Source organism: Streptomyces sp. NBC_01478 (assembly GCF_036227225.1).
Classification (GTDB): Bacteria; Actinomycetota; Actinomycetes; order Streptomycetales; family Streptomycetaceae; genus Streptomyces.
Map to the genome: position 1 here is coordinate 4314510 of NZ_CP109444.1, position 18878 is coordinate 4333387.

Sequence of the window (18878 nt, forward strand, 5' to 3'; positions counted from 1 at the left end):
ACGAGGGAGAAGCGGGGTCGGTCATGGGTGAGGCACAGCAGAAGTGTCAACGGCCGGGCTGCGAGGGGTCGTACGAGGACGTCGGCGGCGGCGAGCTGTACTGCGACACGTGCGGTCTGGCGCCGGTGGTGGCGGCGAACGGCGCGATCAGTTCACCGCCCACCGGGATGACCAGCGGCAAGGGGTCGCGGGGAAGCGCCAGTTCCCGTACCAGCAGCCGTAGTTCGCGTATGTCGTCGCAGTCGTCGAAGTCCCGGCGCTCGGTGTCGGGGCGGCTCTCGCGCTCGGAGTCGGGGCGGTCCACCGGCCGTTCGGTGTCGGTGCGCAGCTCCGGCTCGTCGTCGGGGACGTCCAGCCGCGGCCGGCTCGGGGTCGGTCTGGTGCAGGTGCCGGCGGTGCCGCGGCCCGATCCGCGCGGGATGGTCCTGGAGAACCCGGAGGTGCCCGAGCGCAAGCGGTTCTGCTCGCGCTCGGACTGCGGTGCGCCGGTGGGGCGCTCCCGCGGTGACAGCCAGGGGCGCACGGAGGGCTTCTGCACCAAGTGCGGCAACCCGTACTCGTTCACGCCCAAGCTGACCACCGGTGACGTCGTGCACGGGCAGTACGAGGTCGCGGGCTGCCTGGCGCACGGCGGTCTGGGCTGGGTCTATCTCGCCGTGGACCGCGCGGTCTCCGACCGCTGGGTGGTCCTCAAGGGCCTCCTCGACACCGGCGACCAGGACGCGATGGAGGCGGCGATCTCCGAGCGGCGCTTCCTCGCCGAGATCGAGCACTCCAACATCGTGCGGATCTACAACTTCGTGGAGCACCTGGACCAGCGGACGGGTTCGCTGGACGGGTACATCGTCATGGAGTACGTCGGCGGCAAGTCCCTGAAGGAGATCGCCAACGACCGCCGTACGGCGGACGGCAAGCGTGATCCGCTGCCGGTGGAGCAGGCCTGCGCCTTCGGCATCGAGGCCCTGGAGGCGCTCGGTCATCTGCACAGCCGCAACCTGCTGTACTGCGACTTCAAGGTCGACAACGCGATCCAGACCGAGGACCAGCTCAAGCTGATCGACATGGGCGCGGTGCGCAGAATGGACGACGACGAGTCGGCCATCTACGGCACGGTGGGCTATCAGGCGCCGGAGGTCGCGGAGGCCGGCCCGTCGGTGGCGAGCGACCTGTACACGGTCGCCCGCACGCTCGCGGTGATGACCTTCGACTTCCAGGGCTACACGAACGTCTTCGTGGACTCGCTGCCCGACCCGGACAACATCGAGGTGTTCCGCCGCTACGAGTCGTTCTACCGGCTCCTGGTCCGCGCCACCGACCCGGATCCGGCCCGCCGGTTCGCCTCCGCGCAGGAGATGGCCGAGCAGTTGACGGGGGTGCTGCGCGAGGTCGTCTCGCTGCAGACCGGGCGGGCCCGCCCGTCCCTGTCCACCCTGTTCGGCCCCGAACTGAAGGTCACGGACACGGAGTTGTTCCCCACGCTGGACGGGGACGTGTCGTCGCTGGGGGCGCGGGCGGCACGGCCGTCGAAGCCGGCCGGCACGGTGCTCGCCGAACGGCCCCGTACCGACGCCGGGTCGGCGGCGCTCAACGGCGGTGCGCCGAGCGTCGTCAGGCAGGTCGACGCCCCGGCCGTGGCGCTCGCCCTGCCCGTCCCGCACGTCGACCCGTCCGACCCCAACGCGGGCTTCCTGGCGGGCCTGATGGCGACCGCGGCGACCGAACTGCTCGGCGCGCTCGCGTCCGCGCCGTCGCCGTCCGTGGAGACCCGGCTGCGGCAGATCAGGGCCTGGCTGGAGAACGGCGACTCGTACACCGCGCTGGACGCCCTGGCGAAGCTGGAGGACGAGCGGCCCGACGACTGGCGGGTGGTCTGGTACACGGGCGTGGCCGCGCTGGCGACGCGTGACTTCGAGGCCGCCGCGCTGTCCTTCGACGCGATCTACGACGCCTTCCCGGGCGAGCCCGCGCCGAAGCTGGCGCTGGGGCTGTGCGCCGAGGTGCTGGAGCAGTTGGACAACGCGGCCGAGTACTACCGGCTGGTGTGGTCGACCGACCCGAGCTATGTGAGCGCGGCCTTCGGTCTGGCCCGCGTCCAGTTCGCGACCGGCGACCGGCCCGGTTCCGTACGGACGCTGGAATCGGTGCCCGAGGCATCCATCCACTACACGGCCGCGCGGGTGGCCGCCGTACGGGCGCGGCTTCGGCAGCGGGCCGCGGCGGCCGACGACACGCCGTTCCTGGACGATCTGACGGCGGCCGCCGGACAGGTGGAAGCGCTGGAGGGATACGGTCTGGACGCGGTCCGGCGCGAGCGGTTGTCGGCCGAGGTCCTCGGCCGGGCCCTCGACTGGATACTCTCCGGAGGCCAGGGTTCCGTGCCGCTCACGCGGCGGGAGCTGCTCGGCAGCGAACTGGACGAGCGGGGACTCCGCTTCGGCCTGGAGCGTTCGTACCGCACGCTGGCCCGGCTGGCACGGGGCGGCGAGGAGAGGATCGACCTGGTGGAACGTGCCAACCGTTACCGCCCCCGGACGTGGGTGTAGTTGATGTCGCAGATGCCCCAGCTCTCCGCCTGCCCGAGCTGCGAGGAGCCGCTCGAGTCGGGCGACCGCTTCTGCGGCGCGTGCGGATACGACCTGTCCGCCGTGCCCGCGCCGCCGGACGACCACCCGACGCTCACCATGAACGGCGCGGTGCCGCTCCCGCCCGAGGAGGCCACGGACGTGGACTGGCCCGTGGTACCGCAGTTGGAGGGCGCCGAGACCCCGCCGACGGTCCATCTGCCCACCGACCTGCCCGGCACGGACTCGGGCGGCACCCCGCTGCCGTCCAACGCCCCGCTGCCGCCCACCGGTTCACCGGTCTCCCCGGCCACCGGCGTACGGTTCGACCGGCCGCCGGAGCCCGACGAGTACCCCTTGCAGGCGCCGGACCCGCGGGTCGCCGCCGATCCGCCGACCGCGGGCGCGGGCGTCAAGGTGTGCGTGGCCTGCCGCTCGGGCCGGGTGGACCCGGACGGCTACTGCGAGAACTGCGGGCACGCCCAGCCCCGCGAACGCGACCACATGGAACAGGAGTTGGGCCCGCTCGCGGCGGTCAGCGACCGCGGGCTGCGCCACCACCGCAACGAGGACGCCTTCGCCGTAGGACAGTGTGTGCTGCCCGACGGGGCGCCCGCGCTCGTCGCGGTGGTGTGTGACGGGGTGTCCTCGGCGACCCGGCCCGACGCGGCCTCGCTGGCCGCCTCGCGGCAGGCGGGTGAGGCGCTGCTGGCCGCGCTGCCGCAGGGGACGCATCCGCAGCAGGCGATGCACGAGGCGATCGTCGCGGCCTCGCACGCGGTCAACTCCCTTGCCGAGGAGCCCGCGACGGCCCGCGAGCACGCCCCGCACCAGAACGCGCCGGCCTGCACCCTGGTCGCCTCCGTCGTCACCCCGGCCCTCCTCGTGGTCGGCTGGGTCGGCGACAGCCGCGCCTACTGGATCCCGGTGGACCGCAGTTCACCGCCGGCCCGGCTCACCGAGGACGACTCGTGGGCGGCCCAGATGGTCGCCGCGGGCCTGATGAGCGAGGCGGAGGCCTACGCCGACGAGCGCGCCCACGCGATCACCGGCTGGCTCGGCGCGGACGCGTACGAACTGGAGCCGCACACCGCTTCCTTCAAGCCCGACCGGCCGGGTGTAGTGGTGGTGTGCACGGACGGGCTGTGGAACTACGCGGAGTCCGCCGAGGAGATGGCCGAGGTCGTCCCCCCGGACGCGGCTCTCCGCCCGCTGCACAGCGCCCAGGTCCTGGTCGGCCACGCGCTGGACGGCGGGGGCCACGACAACGTAACAGTGGCCGTCGTGCCGTTCCCGGCCCCGCCGCAAGGGGCAGTAATCGGCTGAGGCCGTACAAACGGGGGCGGCCTCGGACCGGTGGGGACCGGTCCGCACATAGTCATCACCCCATCCAGGTGGGGGATTTGAGGGGGATCAGAGTAGGTATGGCCAATTTCTCGAAGTCGAACGTGCCACAGTTCTCGGTCGACGTGTACCAGAACGAGTACCTGCCGGAGGGCGGGCGTGAGGTCAACGCGATCGTCACGGTGACCTCGACCGGCGGCGGCACCATCGGGAGCCCGGTCGCGGCGCCCCATCTGTACTCGGCCGGGCAGGGCCCGGACGCGGCCGTGGCGATCATGGTCGACTGCTCGGGTTCGATGGACTACCCGCCGACCAAGATGCGCAACGCGCGCGACGCCACGGCCGCCGCCATCGACACCCTGCGGGACGGGGTGCACTTCGCGGTGATCGGCGGCACGCATGTCGCCAAGGAGGTCTATCCGGGCGGCGGCGCGCTCGCGGTCGCCGACGCCCGGACCCGCGACCAGGCCAAGCAGGCGCTGCGCAAGCTGAGCGCGGGCGGCGGCACCGCCATCGGCACCTGGCTGCGCCTCGCCGACCGGCTGCTGTCCTCCGCGGACGTCTCCATACGCCACGGCATCGTGCTCACCGACGGCCGCAACGAGCACGAGGCGCCGGAGGATCTGAAGGACGCGATCAACTCCTGCGCCGGACGTTTCACCTGTGACGCCCGTGGTGTCGGCACGGACTGGGAAGTGAAAGAAGTCACAGGGATCGCCTCCGCGCTGCTCGGCACCGCCGACATCGTCGCCGACCCGGCGAACCTCGCCGCCGACTTCACGAAGATGATGGAGACGGCGATGGGCAAGGAGGTCGCGGACGTCGCGCTGCGGCTGTGGACGCCGGTGGGCACGACCATCAAGTTCGTCAAGCAAGTCGCGCCCAGGGTCGAGGAGTTGACCGGCCGCCGCACCGAGGCGGGCCCGCGCGCCGGGGACTACCCCACCGGTTCCTGGGGAGACGAGTCCCGTGACTACCACGTGTGCGTCGAGGTCCCCGAGGCCGGCATCGGCCAGGAGATGCTCGCCGCCCGGGTCTCGCTGGTCGTCCCGCAGCCCGACGGCAGTACCCAGAACCTGGGCGCCCAGGGGCTGGTGAAGGCCGTATGGACCGACGACATGGTGGCGTCCACGTCCATCAACCCGCAGGTCGCGCACTACACCGGCCAGGCCGAACTGGCACAAGCCATCCAACAAGGGCTGGATCTCCGCAAATCGGGAGATGTCGATGGAGCAACGGCCAAACTGGGACGGGCCGTTCAGCTCGCCAGCGTCTCCGGAAACGCGGATACTGCGAAACTGCTTGCGAAGGTGGTGGACGTGGTCGATGCCGCGGCGGGTACTGTGCGACTGAAGGCGAAGGTCGCGGAGGCCGACGAGATGACTCTCGAGACACGGTCCACAAAGACTGTTCGTGTAAAGAAGTGACCTAGCCGGAACGACCCGGTTCGACCAAGCCTGACCCTGTGAGAAAGGGGGACGCGCCGACATGCCGACCTGCCCGAACGGACACCAGTCGGGTTCCGACGACTGGTGCGAGGTCTGCGGTCACCGCATGGCCGGTGCCGTACCCCCGCCCCCTCCGCCGCCCCCCGGCGGCGGCTACGGCTTCCCGCCGCCCGCGCGCCCGAGCGCCGAGGCGGAGCTCTGCCCGCAGTGCCGTACGCCCCGTGAGGGCGGTGCGCCGTTCTGCGAGGAGTGCCGGTGGAACTTCCTCACGAACACGGCGACCTCGTACACCCCGGCCGCGCCGCGCCCCACGTCCCCCGGCCCGAGCCCGGCGGCCCGCTTCCAGCAGCCGCCGCCGCCCGGTCCGACGTACGGCGGTGACCCCTACGAGTACCAGGGCTCGCGCCCGTCGCAGATGAACCGGCCGGCCGAGCCGATACCGCCGTTCGGCGGCGAAGCGACGGGACGGCCTGGTGGGCCGGGTGGCCCCGGGGTGTCCGGAAGCCCCGGTGGACCTGGCGGACCTGGCGGACCTGGCGGTCCCGGTGCACCTGGTGGGCCGAACGGTCCCGGTGGCTTCGGCGGCGAACGTCAAGGCGGACCTGGTGGGCAGGGCGGCCCCGGTGGACCCGGTGGCCCCGGCGCGCAGGGGTTCGGCAACGAGCGGCAGGGTGGGCCCGGCGGGCCTGGCGGACCCGGCGCGCAGGGCTTCGGCGGCGAACGCCAAGGTGGTCCCGGTGGTCCGGGGGCGCAGGGCTTCGGCAATGAGCGCCCGGGCGGACCGGGTGGACCCGGTGGTCCCGGTGGCCAGGGTGCGCAGGGCTTCGGCGGCGAACGCCAGGGCGGGCCTGGTGGTCAGGGCGGCCCCGGTGGCCCGGGGGCACAGGGCTTCGGCAATGAGCGGCGGGGTGGGCCCGAGGGTCCAGGTGGCCCCGGCGCGCAAGGTTTCGGCAACGAGCGGCAAGGTGGGCCCGGCGGCCCCGGCCGCGCGCAGGGCTTCGGCGGTGAGCGCCAGGGCGGCTCTCCCGCGCCCTTCGGCAGCAACGACCCGTCCGGCCCGCCGCGGCCGTTCGGCAACGATCCCTCCGGCCCGCCGCCCTTCGGCAACGAGGCGTCCAGCCGGCCCGGACCGTTCGGCAACGAGCAGTCCACGGGCCCCGGCGGCCAGTTCGGCAATGAACGCCCCGGCCAGGGCGAGTTCGGCGGCGGCCGGCCCGGCGGCTTCGGCGGTGAGCGGCAGGGTCCGCCCGGACCGTTCGGCAACGAGCCCTCGAACCCGCAGGGTCCCCCGAACTTCGGCCCCGACCCCTCGCGGCCGGTCCCGCCGCCGCCCGGACCGACCCCGAACGCGGGTCCCGGTCAGACGAGCGGCGCCCCGCAGGCCTTCCAGCAGTCGGCTCCGCCCGGATTCCCGCAGGAGACGAACCGTCCGCAGCAGGGCGGCCCGCCCTTCGGCGGCGGTGACGACGACTGGGTGATCTCCCCGCCGACCCCCGGCTCCCCGGGCGGTCCCGGCGGTCCTGGCGGTCCCGGTCAGGGCGGTGGCGGCTACGGCTATCCGCAGCCCGGTTCGACCCAGGCCCCGCCCCCGCCCCGTCCGGCGTACCAGCAGCAGCCGACGACGTGGATGGCGACGATCGGCCCGGACCGCGAGTACTTCATGGCGATGATGCAGCGCTCGGGTCCGGAGGCCGCTGGGCTCAACCTGCCCGCGTACTCCCCCGAGCAGCAGCGCCGGCTCACCGGCAACCAGATCACCATCGGCCGCCGTCGGCACTCCACCGGTGAGTCCCCCGACATCGACCTGTCGGTGCCGCCGGAGGACCCGGGCGTCTCGCACCAGCACGCGGTACTGGTCCAGCAGCCGGACGGCAGTTGGGCGGTCGTCGACCAGAACTCGACGAACGGTACGACGGTCAACGGCGGCGAGGAGCCGATCCAGCCCTTCGTGCCGGTGCCGTTGCAGGACGGGGATCGGGTGCATGTGGGGGCGTGGACGACGATCACGGTTCGGCGGGGTTAAGGGCGGCACGGTTCAGCGGAGGGGCCAGGTGTACGGCCCCTCCGGATCGTCCAGCCATGCCCACACCCGCTCACCGGCGACCGAGACGCCGTAGCGCTCGCGTCCTGGCCTCCCTTCACGCTCCCACAGCTCGCGGGCGTCCCGCGGATCGAGCGTGCCGTGGGTGAGGGTGAGCAGGAAGCGGAGCAGTTCGTGGTCGCCGGGGCGGTGCGGGATCTCGGTCGGCGTGGTCGGTTCGGTACCGCGCAGGGGGACGAAGTACGCGGCCGTGTTCAGGAAGGTGCCCTCGGCGTGGGTCGGGTCGCGGACGGTGAGGGTGATCAGGCCGGTGGCCAGCGGGGCCAGGACGCGGGCGCCGGGGCGGCACTGGGCGATCCAGGCGCGCGGGACCGTCGTCAGGGCGCAGGTCGCCACGATCCGGTCGTAGGGGCCGTGTGCGGGGACTCCGCGGGTGCCGTCGCCGGTGACGACGGCCGGGCGGTACCCGGCGTCGGCGAGGTGGGTGCGCGCGGAGTCGGTGATCTCCGGTTCCAGGTCGACGGTGGTCACCAGGTCGTCGCCGAGCCGGTGGGCGAGCAGCGCCGCGTTGTAGCCCGTGCCCGCGCCGATCTCCAGCACCCGGTCGCCGTCCGTCACCCGCAGTTCGGCCAACATCCTTGCCATCAGCGAGGGTTGGCTGCTGGACGACACCAGCTCGCCGTCCCGCAGCCGCGTGGCGAGCGGTACGTCGGCGTACACCCCGCGCAGCCAGCGCTCCCGCGCGTCCGGGTCGGGACTCCCCCGCCACAGCCGCTCGTGCCCCTGCCCGTCGCCGTCCGGGACACCGACGTAGTAGTACGGCACGAACAGATGCCGCGGCACCGCCGCGAACACCGCCCGCCATCCGGGGTCCGTGTCCCAGGCTCCGCTCAGGCCGATCGCCCGCACCAGTTCCGCCCGCGCGGAGACGGCGACGGCGTCCAGGTCCTTGTCGAGAGCGTGCGCGCTCATACGTCCACTGTCCTGCGACGGGGGGCGGGAAGCGAGCGGTCCTAAGCCTGAAGTCCTCCGCCACGCCGTCTGAGACCATGGAAGCGTGAAAGAGATTCCGCGCGGCACGCTTCAGGAGCAGACCTTCTACGAGCAGGTCGGCGGGGAGGAGACCTTCCGTCGGCTCGTGCACCGTTTCTACGAGGGCGTCGCCCAGGATCCGCTGCTGAGGGCGATGTACCCGGAGGAGGACCTGGGCCCGGCCGAGGAGCGCTTCGCCCTGTTCCTGATGCAGTACTGGGGCGGCCCGACGACGTACAGCGACAACCGCGGCCACCCGCGTCTGCGGATGCGCCACGCGCCCTTCCAGGTCGACCAGGCCGCGCACGACGCCTGGCTGAAGCACATGCACGTCGCCGTGGACGAACTCGGCCTGTCCGAGGAGCACGAGCGCACGCTGTGGAACTACCTGACGTACGCCGCCGCGTCGATGGTGAACACGGCGGGCTGAGCACGGCGAGCTGAACGCCCTTTGCCCCGCGGGGAGTTCGACGGCGCGCTCAGCGCACGCTGACGCCGAGTGCGCCGACTCCCGCCCTGCGTACGGCGATCGAGCCGTACGGCGTGCGCAGCCGCAGCCACGCGCCGGACGAGAAGAGGCCCGACTCGCCGCCGGGGCGCAGGAATCCGAGTGACTGTGCCGCGTGGACCGCCCGCACCGGCAGCGAGGTGTCGCCGACCGTGCGGGACCAGATCTCCCGCCCTATCCGGTCGAGTTCGGTGCGCGTACGGCCCTCGGGCGTCAACTCCTGCGTACGGGACCGGAATTCGGCGACACCGGCGGCGATCATCCCGCGCAGTGCCTGTGGGCCCGGCAGTCCGGACTCGGGGGTCCAGCCGCCGCGCGGTGGCAGCACCCCGGCCCACGGCGGGCCGGTCACCGCGGTCGGCACCCCGGCCGTGGCCGCCGACTCGTCGAGGGATTCGAGGAGTTCACCGGCGGAGACGGTCACGTCGAGCGTGGCGTCGAGGCCGTTCTCGTAGGGCTTGGCGAGGCGCACCGCGCGGATGGCGAGCACCTCGAAGGACGGCGGCCGGCCGAAGACGGCGAGCGCCGTGCCGGCCGCCTGGAGGCGGACCGCGGCGGCGCGGTCGTAGTGGAGCAGCCGGGAGAGGAAGGCCGCGAAGTCCGCCGCCTCCCCTTCGTCGGCGAGGTGGAGGACCGTCATGCGGCGACAGCCTCGTCCTCGTCGTCGTCCCGGTATTCCTCCAGGAACTCCCGTTCCTCGGCGGTGATCCGGCGCGGTCGCTGTGCCTCGAAGTCGAAGGGCACGACGACCGTGGAGGCCCGGACGTAGATCTGGTCGCCGTCCTTCACCTCGTAGGTGATGGTGAAGGACGCCGCCCTGATCTCGGTGATCCACAGCTCGATGTCCACCGGTGTGTGCCGGTGGACGAGCTGGCGTTTGTAGTCGATCTCGTGGCGCGACACCACCGACCCCTGCTTGAAGTCCTTCTCCGGGCGGAACAGGAAGTCGATACGGGCTTCCTCCAGGTAGCGGAGGAAGACCACGTTGTTCACGTGGCCGTACGCGTCCATGTCCGCCCAGCGCAGTGGGCAACGGTAGATGTGGCGCAAGAAGATCAGCCCCGGGTCAGCTTCTTGTAGGTGGCGCGGTGCGGACGCGCGGCGTCCGCACCGAGTCGCTCGACCTTGTTCTTCTCGTACGACTCGAAGTTGCCCTCGAACCAGTACCACTTCGACTCGCCCTCGTACGCGAGGATGTGCGTCGCGACCCGGTCCAGGAACCAGCGGTCGTGGGAGATGACCACGGCCGCACCGGGGAACTCGAGCAGCGCGTTCTCCAGCGACGACAGGGTCTCCACGTCGAGGTCGTTGGTGGGTTCGTCGAGGAGCAGCAGGTTGCCGCCCTCCTTGAGGGTCAGCGCCAGGTTCAGGCGGTTGCGCTCACCACCGGAGAGGACACCGGCCGGCTTCTGCTGGTCCGGGCCCTTGAAGCCGAAGGCGGACACATAGGCCCGCGACGGCATCTCGACCTGGCCGACGTTGATGTAGTCGAGCTCGTCGGAGACGACGGCCCACAGCGACTTCTTGGGGTCGATGTTGGCGCGGCTCTGGTCGACGTAACTGATCTTGACGGTGTCGCCGACCTTGATGGAGCCGGAGTCCGGGGTCTCAAGGCCTTGGATCATCTTGAACAGCGTGGTCTTGCCCGCGCCGTTGGGACCGATGACCCCGACGATGCCGTTACGCGGCAGCGTGAAGCTCAGGTCATCGATGAGAACCTTGTCGCCGAACGCCTTGGAAAGGCTCTGGACCTCGACGACGATCGAGCCCAGACGCGGGCCCGGCGGGATCTGGATCTCCTCGAAGTCCAGCTTCCGCATCTTGTCGGCCTCGGCTGCCATCTCCTCGTAACGGGCGAGGCGCGCCTTGGACTTGGTCTGACGGCCCTTGGCGTTGGAGCGAACCCACTCCAACTCCTCCTTGAGCCGCTTCTGGCGCTTCTCGTCCTTGCGGCCCTCGACCTTGAGGCGGGTGGACTTCTTGTCGAGGTACGTGGAGTAGTTGCCCTCGTAGGGAATCGCGCGGCCGCGGTCCAGTTCGAGGATCCACTCGGCGACGTTGTTCAGGAAGTACCGGTCGTGAGTTACGGCGACGACGGCGCCCACGTACTTCGTGAGGTGCTGCTCCAGCCAGTTCACCGACTCGGCGTCGAGGTGGTTGGTGGGCTCGTCGAGGAGGAGCAGGTCCGGGGCCTCGATCAGCAGCTTGCAGAGCGCGACGCGGCGCTTCTCACCGCCGGAGAGGTTGACGACCGGCCAGTCGCCGGGCGGGCAGCCCAGCGCGTCCATGGCCTGCTCCAGCTGCCCGTCGAGGTCCCAGGCGTTGGCGTGGTCCAGGTCCTCCTGGAGCTTGCCCATCTCGTCGAGCAGGGCGTCCGAGTAGTCGGTCGCCATCAGCTCGGCGACCTCGTTGAAGCGGTTGAGCTTGCCCATGATCTCGGCGGCGCCGTCCTGGACGTTCTCCAGGACCGTCTTGGTCTCGTCCAGTTCCGGCTCCTGCATGAGGATGCCGACGCTGTAGCCGGGCGACAGGAACGCGTCGCCGTTGGAGGGCTGCTCAAGGCCCGCCATGATCTTGAGAACGGTGGACTTACCGGCACCGTTAGGTCCGACCACACCGATCTTCGCGCCGGGCAGGAAGCTCAGCGTCACATCGTCAAGGATGACCTTGTCGCCGTGCGCCTTGCGCGTCTTGCGCATGGTGTAGATGTACTCAGCCAAGAGAAACCGTCCGGCAGCTTGAAATCTGGAGTGGGCAGATGTAGTCCATCTTGCCTGACCCCTGCCCCTCGGGGGAAACGCGTATGGGCGGGGCGCTGTGAGCTGGGAGTTCGGCGGGCACGGCCGAGAGTCGTCGGTCACTGTGGGTGTCCACGTCACCACCCACAGTCGATGTCGGCCTGTCCTCCCCGTACGACCGGATTGACGTTCGTGCCGTTGATCAGCAGCAGACCTCCGCTCCGGTCCCACTTCAGCTCGTACGTGCCGGCGGCGACGGGCCGGTATCCGTCGTCGACCACCCAGGAGTCCGCCTCACCCAGGGCCAGGCCGGTGCGCCCGACCGCGTAGGCCTCGCCGTTGCCGATCACGAGGAAGGACGTCTCCCGTACGACGGCCCTACAGCCGCCCGGTCCCGTGGGGCTCAGCACGTAGTACCGCGCGTCCGAGACCAGGTCGTCCAGCGCTCCCCACGCACTGCCCGACGCCGCCACGGCGATCAGCACGGCGCTCGTCGGCCACAGCCACCGGGTCCGCTTCCACGCGAGGCGCGCGGTCTCCTCCCGGCGGGCGGCCCTGAGGAAGGTCCGCCACAGGACGAGCGCGAGCACGAGGACGGTTCCGCTCACCCCCCAGCCGGGGACCACCCGCCCCCACACCACGAGCAGGAGGTCGCTCCAGGCCGCCCAGGCGGCGAGAGCCAGGGTCCCGATGCCCGCTGCCGTGTAGGCACCGGGCCCGGGCGACCACCCGACGCCGTGTTCGATCCGTGCTTCGGTCATGGCGGGTACGACTCCCCGGACGCGCCGACAGTTGCGCCGGGAAGCCGGAACACCGCCGGGCGGCCGGTGCTTCGGGGTTTCCTCAGCCCTGGCCGGGCTTGCGGTCCCGCAGCAGGACGAGGGTCGTGGCGCCGATGCCGACCAGGCCGAGGGCGAGGACCGTGATCATCGGGGTGATGCCGGAGCCGCCCGTCTCGGCGAGGTTGGTGTCGACGGCGGTGCCGCCGACGGTCGCGGGGCTCGGCTCGCTGAGCGTCTGCGTCACGGCACCGCCCGCGTCGCTCTGCGTCCGGCAGTCGAGGACCCCGGTGAACCGCTTCTCGTAGCCGTTCGGCGCCGTGATCGTGAAGTCGTACGCCTGGTCCTCCTGGAGCGGGATCGTCACCGTCGCGGACTTCCCGGCGTCGATGCCGTGCTCGACGCCCAGCAGCTCGAAGGTGAAGGTCTCGTCGCCCTGGTTGGCCGCGGTGATGTCCACGCCGCCCTCGGCACAGTTCTTCTGCGCCGACAGTGCCGGTATGGCGCCGGTCTCCGCCCAGTTCGCGCTCGCGGCGGCGGAGACCGTCGACTCGCTGGAACCGGCGAGGATCTGTGTCTGGCTTCTGCTGTCGGAGGTGAAGGCCCGGCCGACGGGCACGGTGGTGGAGGCCTGCACGGTCAGCTCGGCCGACCCGGCCGACGCGTCCTCGGGCACGTCGAAGAACACCTGGCTGCCGTCCGCCGCGGACGTGACGGCCTTGCCGTCCTTGTCGACGATCCGCACCCCGGTCGTGGCGGCGTCCGCGGGCGGTGCCACCGTCACCCCGCTCGCGTTCGTGTGCACCGTCACCGGTCCGAGCCGCTCACCGGGATGCCCGGACACGGCCGGCGGGTCGAGGGTCAGCGAGGCCTGCGGCTCCGCCACGTCGCGCGCGCTCTTCTCCAGGTAGTCCGCGAGCTTCTCGGCCTGCGGGTCGACCGCGTCGACGTCGGCGCCGTCCGAGTAGCGCCAGATCGCCACCTGCGTACCGGCCGCCGCGTCGCTCTCGGTCAGGCCCTTGGTGCCGGCCTTCGCGGAGAGCGCCGCCAGGTCGTTCACCTGCGGGTAGGAGTGCTGCAGGATCCAACTGATCTTTCCGGCGCTCTTGTTGGCGCCCAGCGAGGTGCCGCTCCACGCGGTCTCGTGGTACTTGGCGTCCCGCTGGGTGGGGTTGCGGAGATCGACGCAGTACGTCTGCAGGGTGCCGCCGCCGTCCACGGACATCTCGAACAGGCCCGCGGAGACCTGCACATCACCACTGTCGTCATGGATCACGGCGGTGCCGTAGGTCTTGAGCCCGCCTATCGTCGCCGTCGCCCCGCCCTGGGTCTGCGGTGTCTCGTCGGCGACGGCCGGGCCGGCGCCGGCCAGCACTCCGGCGGCGACGAGTCCGCACGCCCAGGTCGCGGCGACGAAGCGCACGGCGCCTCGGCCGCGCAGGGACAGCGCGGAGAACACAGACAACGCAGATGACACGGAATTCCCCTTCGAGCAGGACCCGTCGACGTGGGGGTGCGGTCCCACCAGCAGAATCAATATCGCCGGGAGCTGTGCCCGAGCTATGCCCGGCATCCTAGGGACGCCGGTGGACCACCATCTCCGGTCGGGTCATCGGATAACCGATCCGACTCGGAATCGTTATCCCCAAGATCGCTTGCGAGCAGGGCTTATCGACAAATCCACCGGGTCTTTCGGAGCGCATTCGCCGATAAGCCGCAGTTCGATCAGCTCGGGGCGTTCACTGACATCACGTCACCACCAGATCCTCCGCGCGCTGTTGATCGGAGGACGCGGAATCAACGGAGGAATCCACCGCTGAATCCCCGGCCGGTGTCTCCCAGTTGGGCTCGGGCCGGGGCGGAGAGGCCGCCGTCTCCTGCCTGTTGGCCCGGCGGAAGGCCGAGGTGCCGCGCGCGAGGTCGTGGCCGATCGCCACGGCGTCGATGTCCGCCGAGGACCGGTTCGGCTGTCCCTCGCGTGCTTCCGTGCGCACCTTCAGCCGCCCCTGGACGACGACGGGGTCGCCGACCGACAGCGACGCCGCCACGTTCGTGGCCAGTTGGCGGTTGGCCCACACCGTGAAGAAGTTGGTGTGGCCGTCCGTCCACGTGCTCTTCTCTCGGTCCCAGTAGCGCGAGGTCACCGCCAGCCGGAACCGCGCCGACGGTCCCGCCGCCACTTCCCGGTACACCGGCGGTGTCGCCACGTTGCCCACCGCGCAGACCATGGTCTCGTTCATCGCGCATCCCTCCCTCACCCGGCCGCGCCGGCCGGGCGGAAACGCGTACGGGCCCGTCCCGTACGGCTGCAGTCAGACTGCCTCCGCCGAGCCGGGCCCGCCGAGCGCTGTGGACCACCGCCCACCTGTGGAAAACCTCGTCACCCGCACGAGGGAACGACGTTCGGACCGAAGTTCACCCGGCCCCGACACCCGCCCCCGTGACCCGCGCGTACTGCTCCCGCACCTCCCGGTACCGCAGCAGCTCCGCGGCCAGCGGATCGAGCACCCGCGCCCGTCCACAGCCCGCCGCGGCCTCCCGCAACCGCCGCTCGGCGTCGAGGCCGTAGCGCCGGGCGGGGCCGCGGGCCGCCATCCGGCAGCTCCACTCGACGAGCGGGCCGCCGATGATGCCCGCCACCATCAGCAGCACCGGCACCCCCAGATTCGGCGCCATGAACCCGATGATCTGGCCCAACAGCCAGAGCCCGCCGACGACTTGGAGGATCGTCATGGACGCCTGCGCGAGCACGGCCGCCGGCCACCAGCCCGGCCGCGGCGGCCGCCCCACCGGCAGCCCGGCCCGCGCCGCCAGCTCGTCCAGCGCCTCGGGCAGCCCCTGCGCCCCGCGTACGGCCGCCTCCCGCACCGCCTGTGCCCAGGGCGCCGGGAGCCCGCCGGAGGCCCGGTCGGCGATCGTACGGACCGCCTGTTCGACGCGCTGGCGTGCCGTGGCCTCCTCGTCCGCCTGCGCGCGGACCGGCAGTCGGCCGGTGGTCGGCTCGCGCCGGTCGTTGTACCAGCGCCACAGCCGCAGCCAGGGCGTGCCACAGGCCCGGTTGGCGTTGCGCAGCCAGGCGCGTTCGGCCGCCTCGCCCGCCGCGGTCGCGCCCACCGAGTCCGCGAGCCGCGCGGCGAACTCGTCCCGCGCCTCCTCGCTGAGCCCGGTGCGCCGCCCGGTGGCGTAGACGGGGCGCAGCCGCCAGGCCGCCGCGTCGACATCGGCTGAAATTCGCCGTGCCGCCGCTCCACGATCCCCCACGAACTGGCCCAGAACCTCGCGGAGTTCGGGGATGCCGTCGCCGGTGAGCGCGGACAGGGAGAGCACGGTCGCGCCGGGTTCGCCGTACTCCCCGAGCGCGATCCCGTCCTCGTCGAGCAGGCGCCGCAGATCGTCGAGGACCTGGTCGGCGGCCTCCCCGGGGAGCCGGTCGATCTGGTTGAGGACGACGAACATGACCTCCGCGTGGCCCGCCATCGGCCGCAGATAGCGCTCATGGAGGATCGCGTCGGCGTACTTCTCCGGGTCGACGACCCAGATGACCGCGTCGACGAGCGCCAGCACCCGGTCCACCTGTTCGCGGTGCGCGACGGCCGCCGAGTCGTGGTCGGGCAGGTCCACCAGGACGAGCCCGCGCAACTGGGCCTCCATCTCGGCGCTTTGGAGCGGCCGTCGGCGCAGCCGTCCCGGGATGCCGAGCCGGTCGATGAGGGTGGCCGCGCCGTCGCTCCAACTGCACGCGATGGGCGCGGCGGTAGTGGGCCGTCGTACGCCCGTCTCCGAAATGGCCACTCCGGCGAGCGCGTTGAAGAGCTGCGACTTGCCGCTGCCGGTGGCGCCCGCGATGGCGACCACGGTGTGCTGCCCGGAGAGCCTGCGCCGCGCGGCGGCCTCGTCGAGCACCCGCCCCGCCTCCGCGAGGGTCCCGCTGTCGAGCCGGGTGCGGGAGAGCCCCACGAGTTCCCGCAGCGCGTCGAGACGGGACCGCAGCGGCCCGTCGTACGCCAACGGGGCGGGGACGTGCGCGGCTTGCGCGGTGTGCGCGGCCTGCGCGCGGGAGGCCCTGATCTCCACGGCGGCGGCCTGCTGCGCGGCGGTGGTCTCGTTGACCCGCCGCGCGATCAGCCCGTCGTCCCAGGAGCCGGCCGATTCCTCGGGGTCGGTGGCGTCGGTGGGGTTCGTGGGGTTCACCGAGTCCGCTGCGGACGCCTTGGATTCCGTACGACCGGAGGTGTCGGCCGGCACGCGCGCGTGGTCGTCGACGTCCTCCAGGTCACCCGCTTCCTCCGCCTCCTGCGCGTCGGGCGCCTCCTCCACGGGGAGGCGGTTTCCGGAGGTCTCCGCCGAACCGCCCTCTACAGGGGAGGGATCGGCGTGATCCATCTCGTCCGTGTGATCCTGGTCAGTGACGGCAGTCACCGGTCACCTCTCCTTCTGCAGTACGGACAGCGCGGCGATGAGTTCGGCCTGGGGTTCGGGGTGCACGTCGAGGGCGTCGAGCGGGGCGAGCCGTCGTTCGCGCTCGGTGTGCACGACCCGGTCCAGGTGGTCGTTGAGCAGTCGTCCGGCCCGGTCGCGCAGCCGCAACGCGCCGTGGGCGCCGATCCGTTCGGCGAGCCCCTCGCCCGCGGACCGCGCCCTGCGGCCGCCCAGCAGCGCGGTGGCGACCAGGGCGGCGACCACCTCGGGATCGGGCGCGACGCTCCGGTCGAGGTCGGCCACCTCCTCCTCGGCGTACTCCTCCAGCTCGCGCCGCCACCGTCGTACGGCCATCCCGATCCGGTGCTCGGCGCTCTCCAACGAGGGGTCGCGGTCGGTGAGTTCGGGGGCACCGGCAGCCGGTTCACGCCGCCAGGCGTCGTCGACGCGCTCGTCGGCGGCCGTGACGGCGCACAGCAGCAGGGCGGCGAGGCTCTCCGCGAGGGCGTCGAGCAGTTCACCCGCGGAACAGTCGAGCGGAAAGGCGCGCCAGCGCTTCAACGCGTCCCCGGCGAGCACGGCCCCGGCCTGCAACCGCCCCCGCACGCGCGCGTGCTCGCTGTCGTACGCCCCGTCGACGGCGGCGGTGAGCCGGAGCGCGGCGGCGTACTGGGCGGCGGCGGCGCCGGCCAGTTCGGGCATCCGGGACTTGAGCGAGTCGAGGACGCCGTAGGCCGTGCGGGCCATCGCCTGGTGCCGGGCGCCCGGGTCCTGGGCCTGCTGCACGAGCCAACTCCGCAGTGTCGCCACGGCACTGGCCGGAAGCAGCCCCCCACCCCAGGCGGATTCGGGCAGTTCGGGCACCGTGAAGCGGGGTACGTCGCCGAGGCCGGCCTTGGCGAGCAGGGCGCCGTACTGTCGTGACACCTCGGACACCACCTGGTGGGGCACCCGGTCGAGCACGGTGACCAGGGTCGCGTTGTGCTCCTTGGCATTGCGCAGCAGATGCCAGGGCACGGCGTCGGCGTAGCGGGCGGCGGTGGTGACCATGACCCAGATGTCGGCGGCGCAGATGAGTTCGGCGGCCAGCACCCGGTTGTCGGCCACCAGGGAGTCGATGTCGGGCGCGTCCAGGAGGGCGATTCCGCGCGGGAGGGTGTCGGCGGTCTCGATCCGCAGCACACGCATACCGTCCTCACCAGGGAGGAGCAACTCGTCCCCCGGGTCCTGATGGGGCACCCACACGCGCGTGAGGTCGGGCAGGACCCGCATCCCGCTGAACCAGTGATGGTCCTCCGGGTGGCAGACCAGCACCGGTGTACGGGTCGTCGGCCGCAGCACGCCGGCCTCGCTGACCCGGCGCCCGACAAGGGAGTTGACGAGGGTCGACTTCCCCGCCCCGGTGGAACCGCCCACCACTGCCAGCAGGGGCGCTTCGGGCTCTTTGAGGCGGGGCACCAGATAGTCGTCGAGCTGGGCGAGCAGTTCGTCGCGATTGGCACGCGCGCGTGGAGCCCCCGCCAGGGGCAGCGGGAAGCGTGCGGCGGCGACACGGTCGCGCAGGGCGGAGAGTGCGTCGAGGAGCTGAGGCCGTACGTCCAAGGTCACCACATGTGAAGAATGCCCAATTTTGGGGGAATTCTGAAGCATATGCGCATGCCTGCGCGCCGACGGAACACAACGGACGGAAGGGATGACTGGGGCAAGGGCACAGTCCAGGCATAACGAGTGCACAACACCCGTGGCGCCGGGCACCAAAAGCGATGCACGATTCGTACCTGCCTGCGATTATCAGGACCGCTTCACTGAACCTCCACATCGAGCCACGGAGGTGAAGCAACAGGGACAAGGACCCGGGAGCCCTATCCTTGTCCCCGGCAACGTCACGGCCCGGCCCACACCGGGGCACACCACGACCGAGGCCACCACACCCGGCCCCCGTAGCTCAGTGGATAGAGCAGGCGCCTTCTAAGCGCTTGGCCGCAGGTTCGAGTCCTGCCGGGGGCGC

General features: G+C 71.7%; 14 protein-coding genes and 1 tRNA gene. 6 read left to right on the forward strand and 9 right to left on the reverse strand.

Features of this window, described 5'->3' with window-relative positions; genetic code table 11:
• Positions 1-23 precede the first annotated feature (23 nt).
• The 4 genes from OG223_RS19350 (at position 24) to OG223_RS19365 (ending at position 7376) form a co-directional block, all read left to right on the forward strand.
• Complete coding sequence (locus tag OG223_RS19350; RefSeq protein ID WP_329249965.1) at positions 24-2543, forward strand: serine/threonine-protein kinase; 2520 nt, start codon at positions 24-26, stop codon at positions 2541-2543.
• Positions 2544-3887, forward strand: coding sequence for a PP2C family serine/threonine-protein phosphatase (locus tag OG223_RS19355; RefSeq protein ID WP_329249968.1), 1344 nt, complete (start codon positions 2544-2546; stop codon positions 3885-3887).
• 98 nt (positions 3888-3985) lie between these two features.
• Entirely contained in the window at positions 3986-5332 is a 1347-nt protein-coding gene (locus OG223_RS19360; RefSeq protein ID WP_329249971.1) for a vWA domain-containing protein, read from the forward strand.
• 61 nt (positions 5333-5393) lie between these two features.
• On the forward strand, positions 5394-7376 hold the full coding sequence (locus tag OG223_RS19365; RefSeq protein ID WP_329249974.1) for an FHA domain-containing protein: 1983 nt from the start codon (positions 5394-5396) through the stop codon (positions 7374-7376).
• A gap of 12 nt (positions 7377-7388) precedes the next feature.
• Here the strand turns inward: OG223_RS19365 and OG223_RS19370 are convergent, their stop codons facing one another.
• The gene (locus OG223_RS19370; protein ID WP_329249976.1) at positions 7389-8366 is read right to left on the reverse strand and encodes a methyltransferase domain-containing protein; all 978 of its coding nucleotides are present in this window, start codon (positions 8364-8366) and stop codon (positions 7389-7391) included.
• A gap of 85 nt (positions 8367-8451) precedes the next feature.
• Here OG223_RS19370 and OG223_RS19375 point away from each other — a divergent pair, with 85 nt between their 5' ends.
• Positions 8452-8856 (forward strand): globin, encoded by a 405-nt coding sequence (locus OG223_RS19375; RefSeq protein WP_329249979.1) that lies wholly within the window; start codon positions 8452-8454, stop codon positions 8854-8856.
• A gap of 49 nt (positions 8857-8905) precedes the next feature.
• On the opposite strand, the gene OG223_RS19380 is transcribed toward OG223_RS19375, so the two are convergent.
• The 8 genes from OG223_RS19380 to OG223_RS19415 form a co-directional block, all read right to left on the reverse strand.
• The gene (locus tag OG223_RS19380) at positions 8906-9574 is read right to left on the reverse strand and encodes a hypothetical protein (RefSeq protein ID WP_329249982.1); all 669 of its coding nucleotides are present in this window, start codon (positions 9572-9574) and stop codon (positions 8906-8908) included.
• Complete coding sequence (locus OG223_RS19385) at positions 9571-9984, reverse strand: acyl-CoA thioesterase (protein ID WP_329249985.1); 414 nt, start codon at positions 9982-9984, stop codon at positions 9571-9573. Before OG223_RS19385 ends, OG223_RS19380 begins: the two co-directional genes overlap by 4 nt.
• Before the next feature lie 5 nt (positions 9985-9989).
• Positions 9990-11654, reverse strand: a complete 1665-nt coding sequence (ettA, locus tag OG223_RS19390) for an energy-dependent translational throttle protein EttA (RefSeq protein ID WP_329249987.1) — start codon at positions 11652-11654, stop codon at positions 9990-9992.
• Positions 11655-11809: 155 nt separating this feature from the next.
• Positions 11810-12433: a hypothetical protein gene (locus OG223_RS19395; protein ID WP_329249989.1), complete on the reverse strand. Its 624-nt coding sequence runs from the start codon at positions 12431-12433 to the stop codon at positions 11810-11812.
• Positions 12434-12515: 82 nt separating this feature from the next.
• Positions 12516-13928, reverse strand: a complete 1413-nt coding sequence (locus tag OG223_RS19400; RefSeq protein WP_443073724.1) for a Cys-Gln thioester bond-forming surface protein — start codon at positions 13926-13928, stop codon at positions 12516-12518.
• 271 nt (positions 13929-14199) lie between these two features.
• Complete coding sequence (locus OG223_RS19405) at positions 14200-14691, reverse strand: single-stranded DNA-binding protein (protein WP_329249990.1); 492 nt, start codon at positions 14689-14691, stop codon at positions 14200-14202.
• Between the two features lie 175 nt (positions 14692-14866).
• On the reverse strand, positions 14867-16870 hold the full coding sequence (locus OG223_RS19410) for a YfjP family GTPase (protein ID WP_329249993.1): 2004 nt from the start codon (positions 16868-16870) through the stop codon (positions 14867-14869).
• A gap of 3 nt (positions 16871-16873) precedes the next feature.
• Positions 16874-18481 carry a dynamin family protein gene (locus tag OG223_RS19415; protein WP_329249995.1) on the reverse strand — a complete coding sequence of 536 codons (1608 nt, stop codon included), beginning with the start codon at positions 18479-18481 and terminating at the stop codon, positions 16874-16876.
• A gap of 323 nt (positions 18482-18804) precedes the next feature.
• Here OG223_RS19415 and OG223_RS19420 point away from each other — a divergent pair.
• Positions 18805-18877: transfer RNA gene (locus OG223_RS19420), tRNA-Arg, on the forward strand.
• Position 18878: the final 1 nt, after the last annotated feature.

What these genes read in the sequence shown, in the direction of transcription:
- OG223_RS19405 (WP_329249990.1), bottom strand. Translation starts at nt 14,691, where the DNA reads ATGAACGAGACCATGGTCTGCGCGGTGGGCAACGTGGCGACACCGCCG.
- OG223_RS19395 (WP_329249989.1), bottom strand. Translation starts at nt 12,433, where the DNA reads ATGACCGAAGCACGGATCGAACACGGCGTCGGGTGGTCGCCCGGGCCC.
- OG223_RS19380 (WP_329249982.1), bottom strand. Translation starts at nt 9,574, where the DNA reads ATGACGGTCCTCCACCTCGCCGACGAAGGGGAGGCGGCGGACTTCGCG.
- OG223_RS19350 (WP_329249965.1), top strand. Translation starts at nt 24, where the DNA reads ATGGGTGAGGCACAGCAGAAGTGTCAACGGCCGGGCTGCGAGGGGTCG.
- OG223_RS19365 (WP_329249974.1), top strand. Translation starts at nt 5,394, where the DNA reads ATGCCGACCTGCCCGAACGGACACCAGTCGGGTTCCGACGACTGGTGC.
- OG223_RS19370 (WP_329249976.1), bottom strand. Translation starts at nt 8,366, where the DNA reads ATGAGCGCGCACGCTCTCGACAAGGACCTGGACGCCGTCGCCGTCTCC.
- OG223_RS19360 (WP_329249971.1), top strand. Translation starts at nt 3,986, where the DNA reads ATGGCCAATTTCTCGAAGTCGAACGTGCCACAGTTCTCGGTCGACGTG.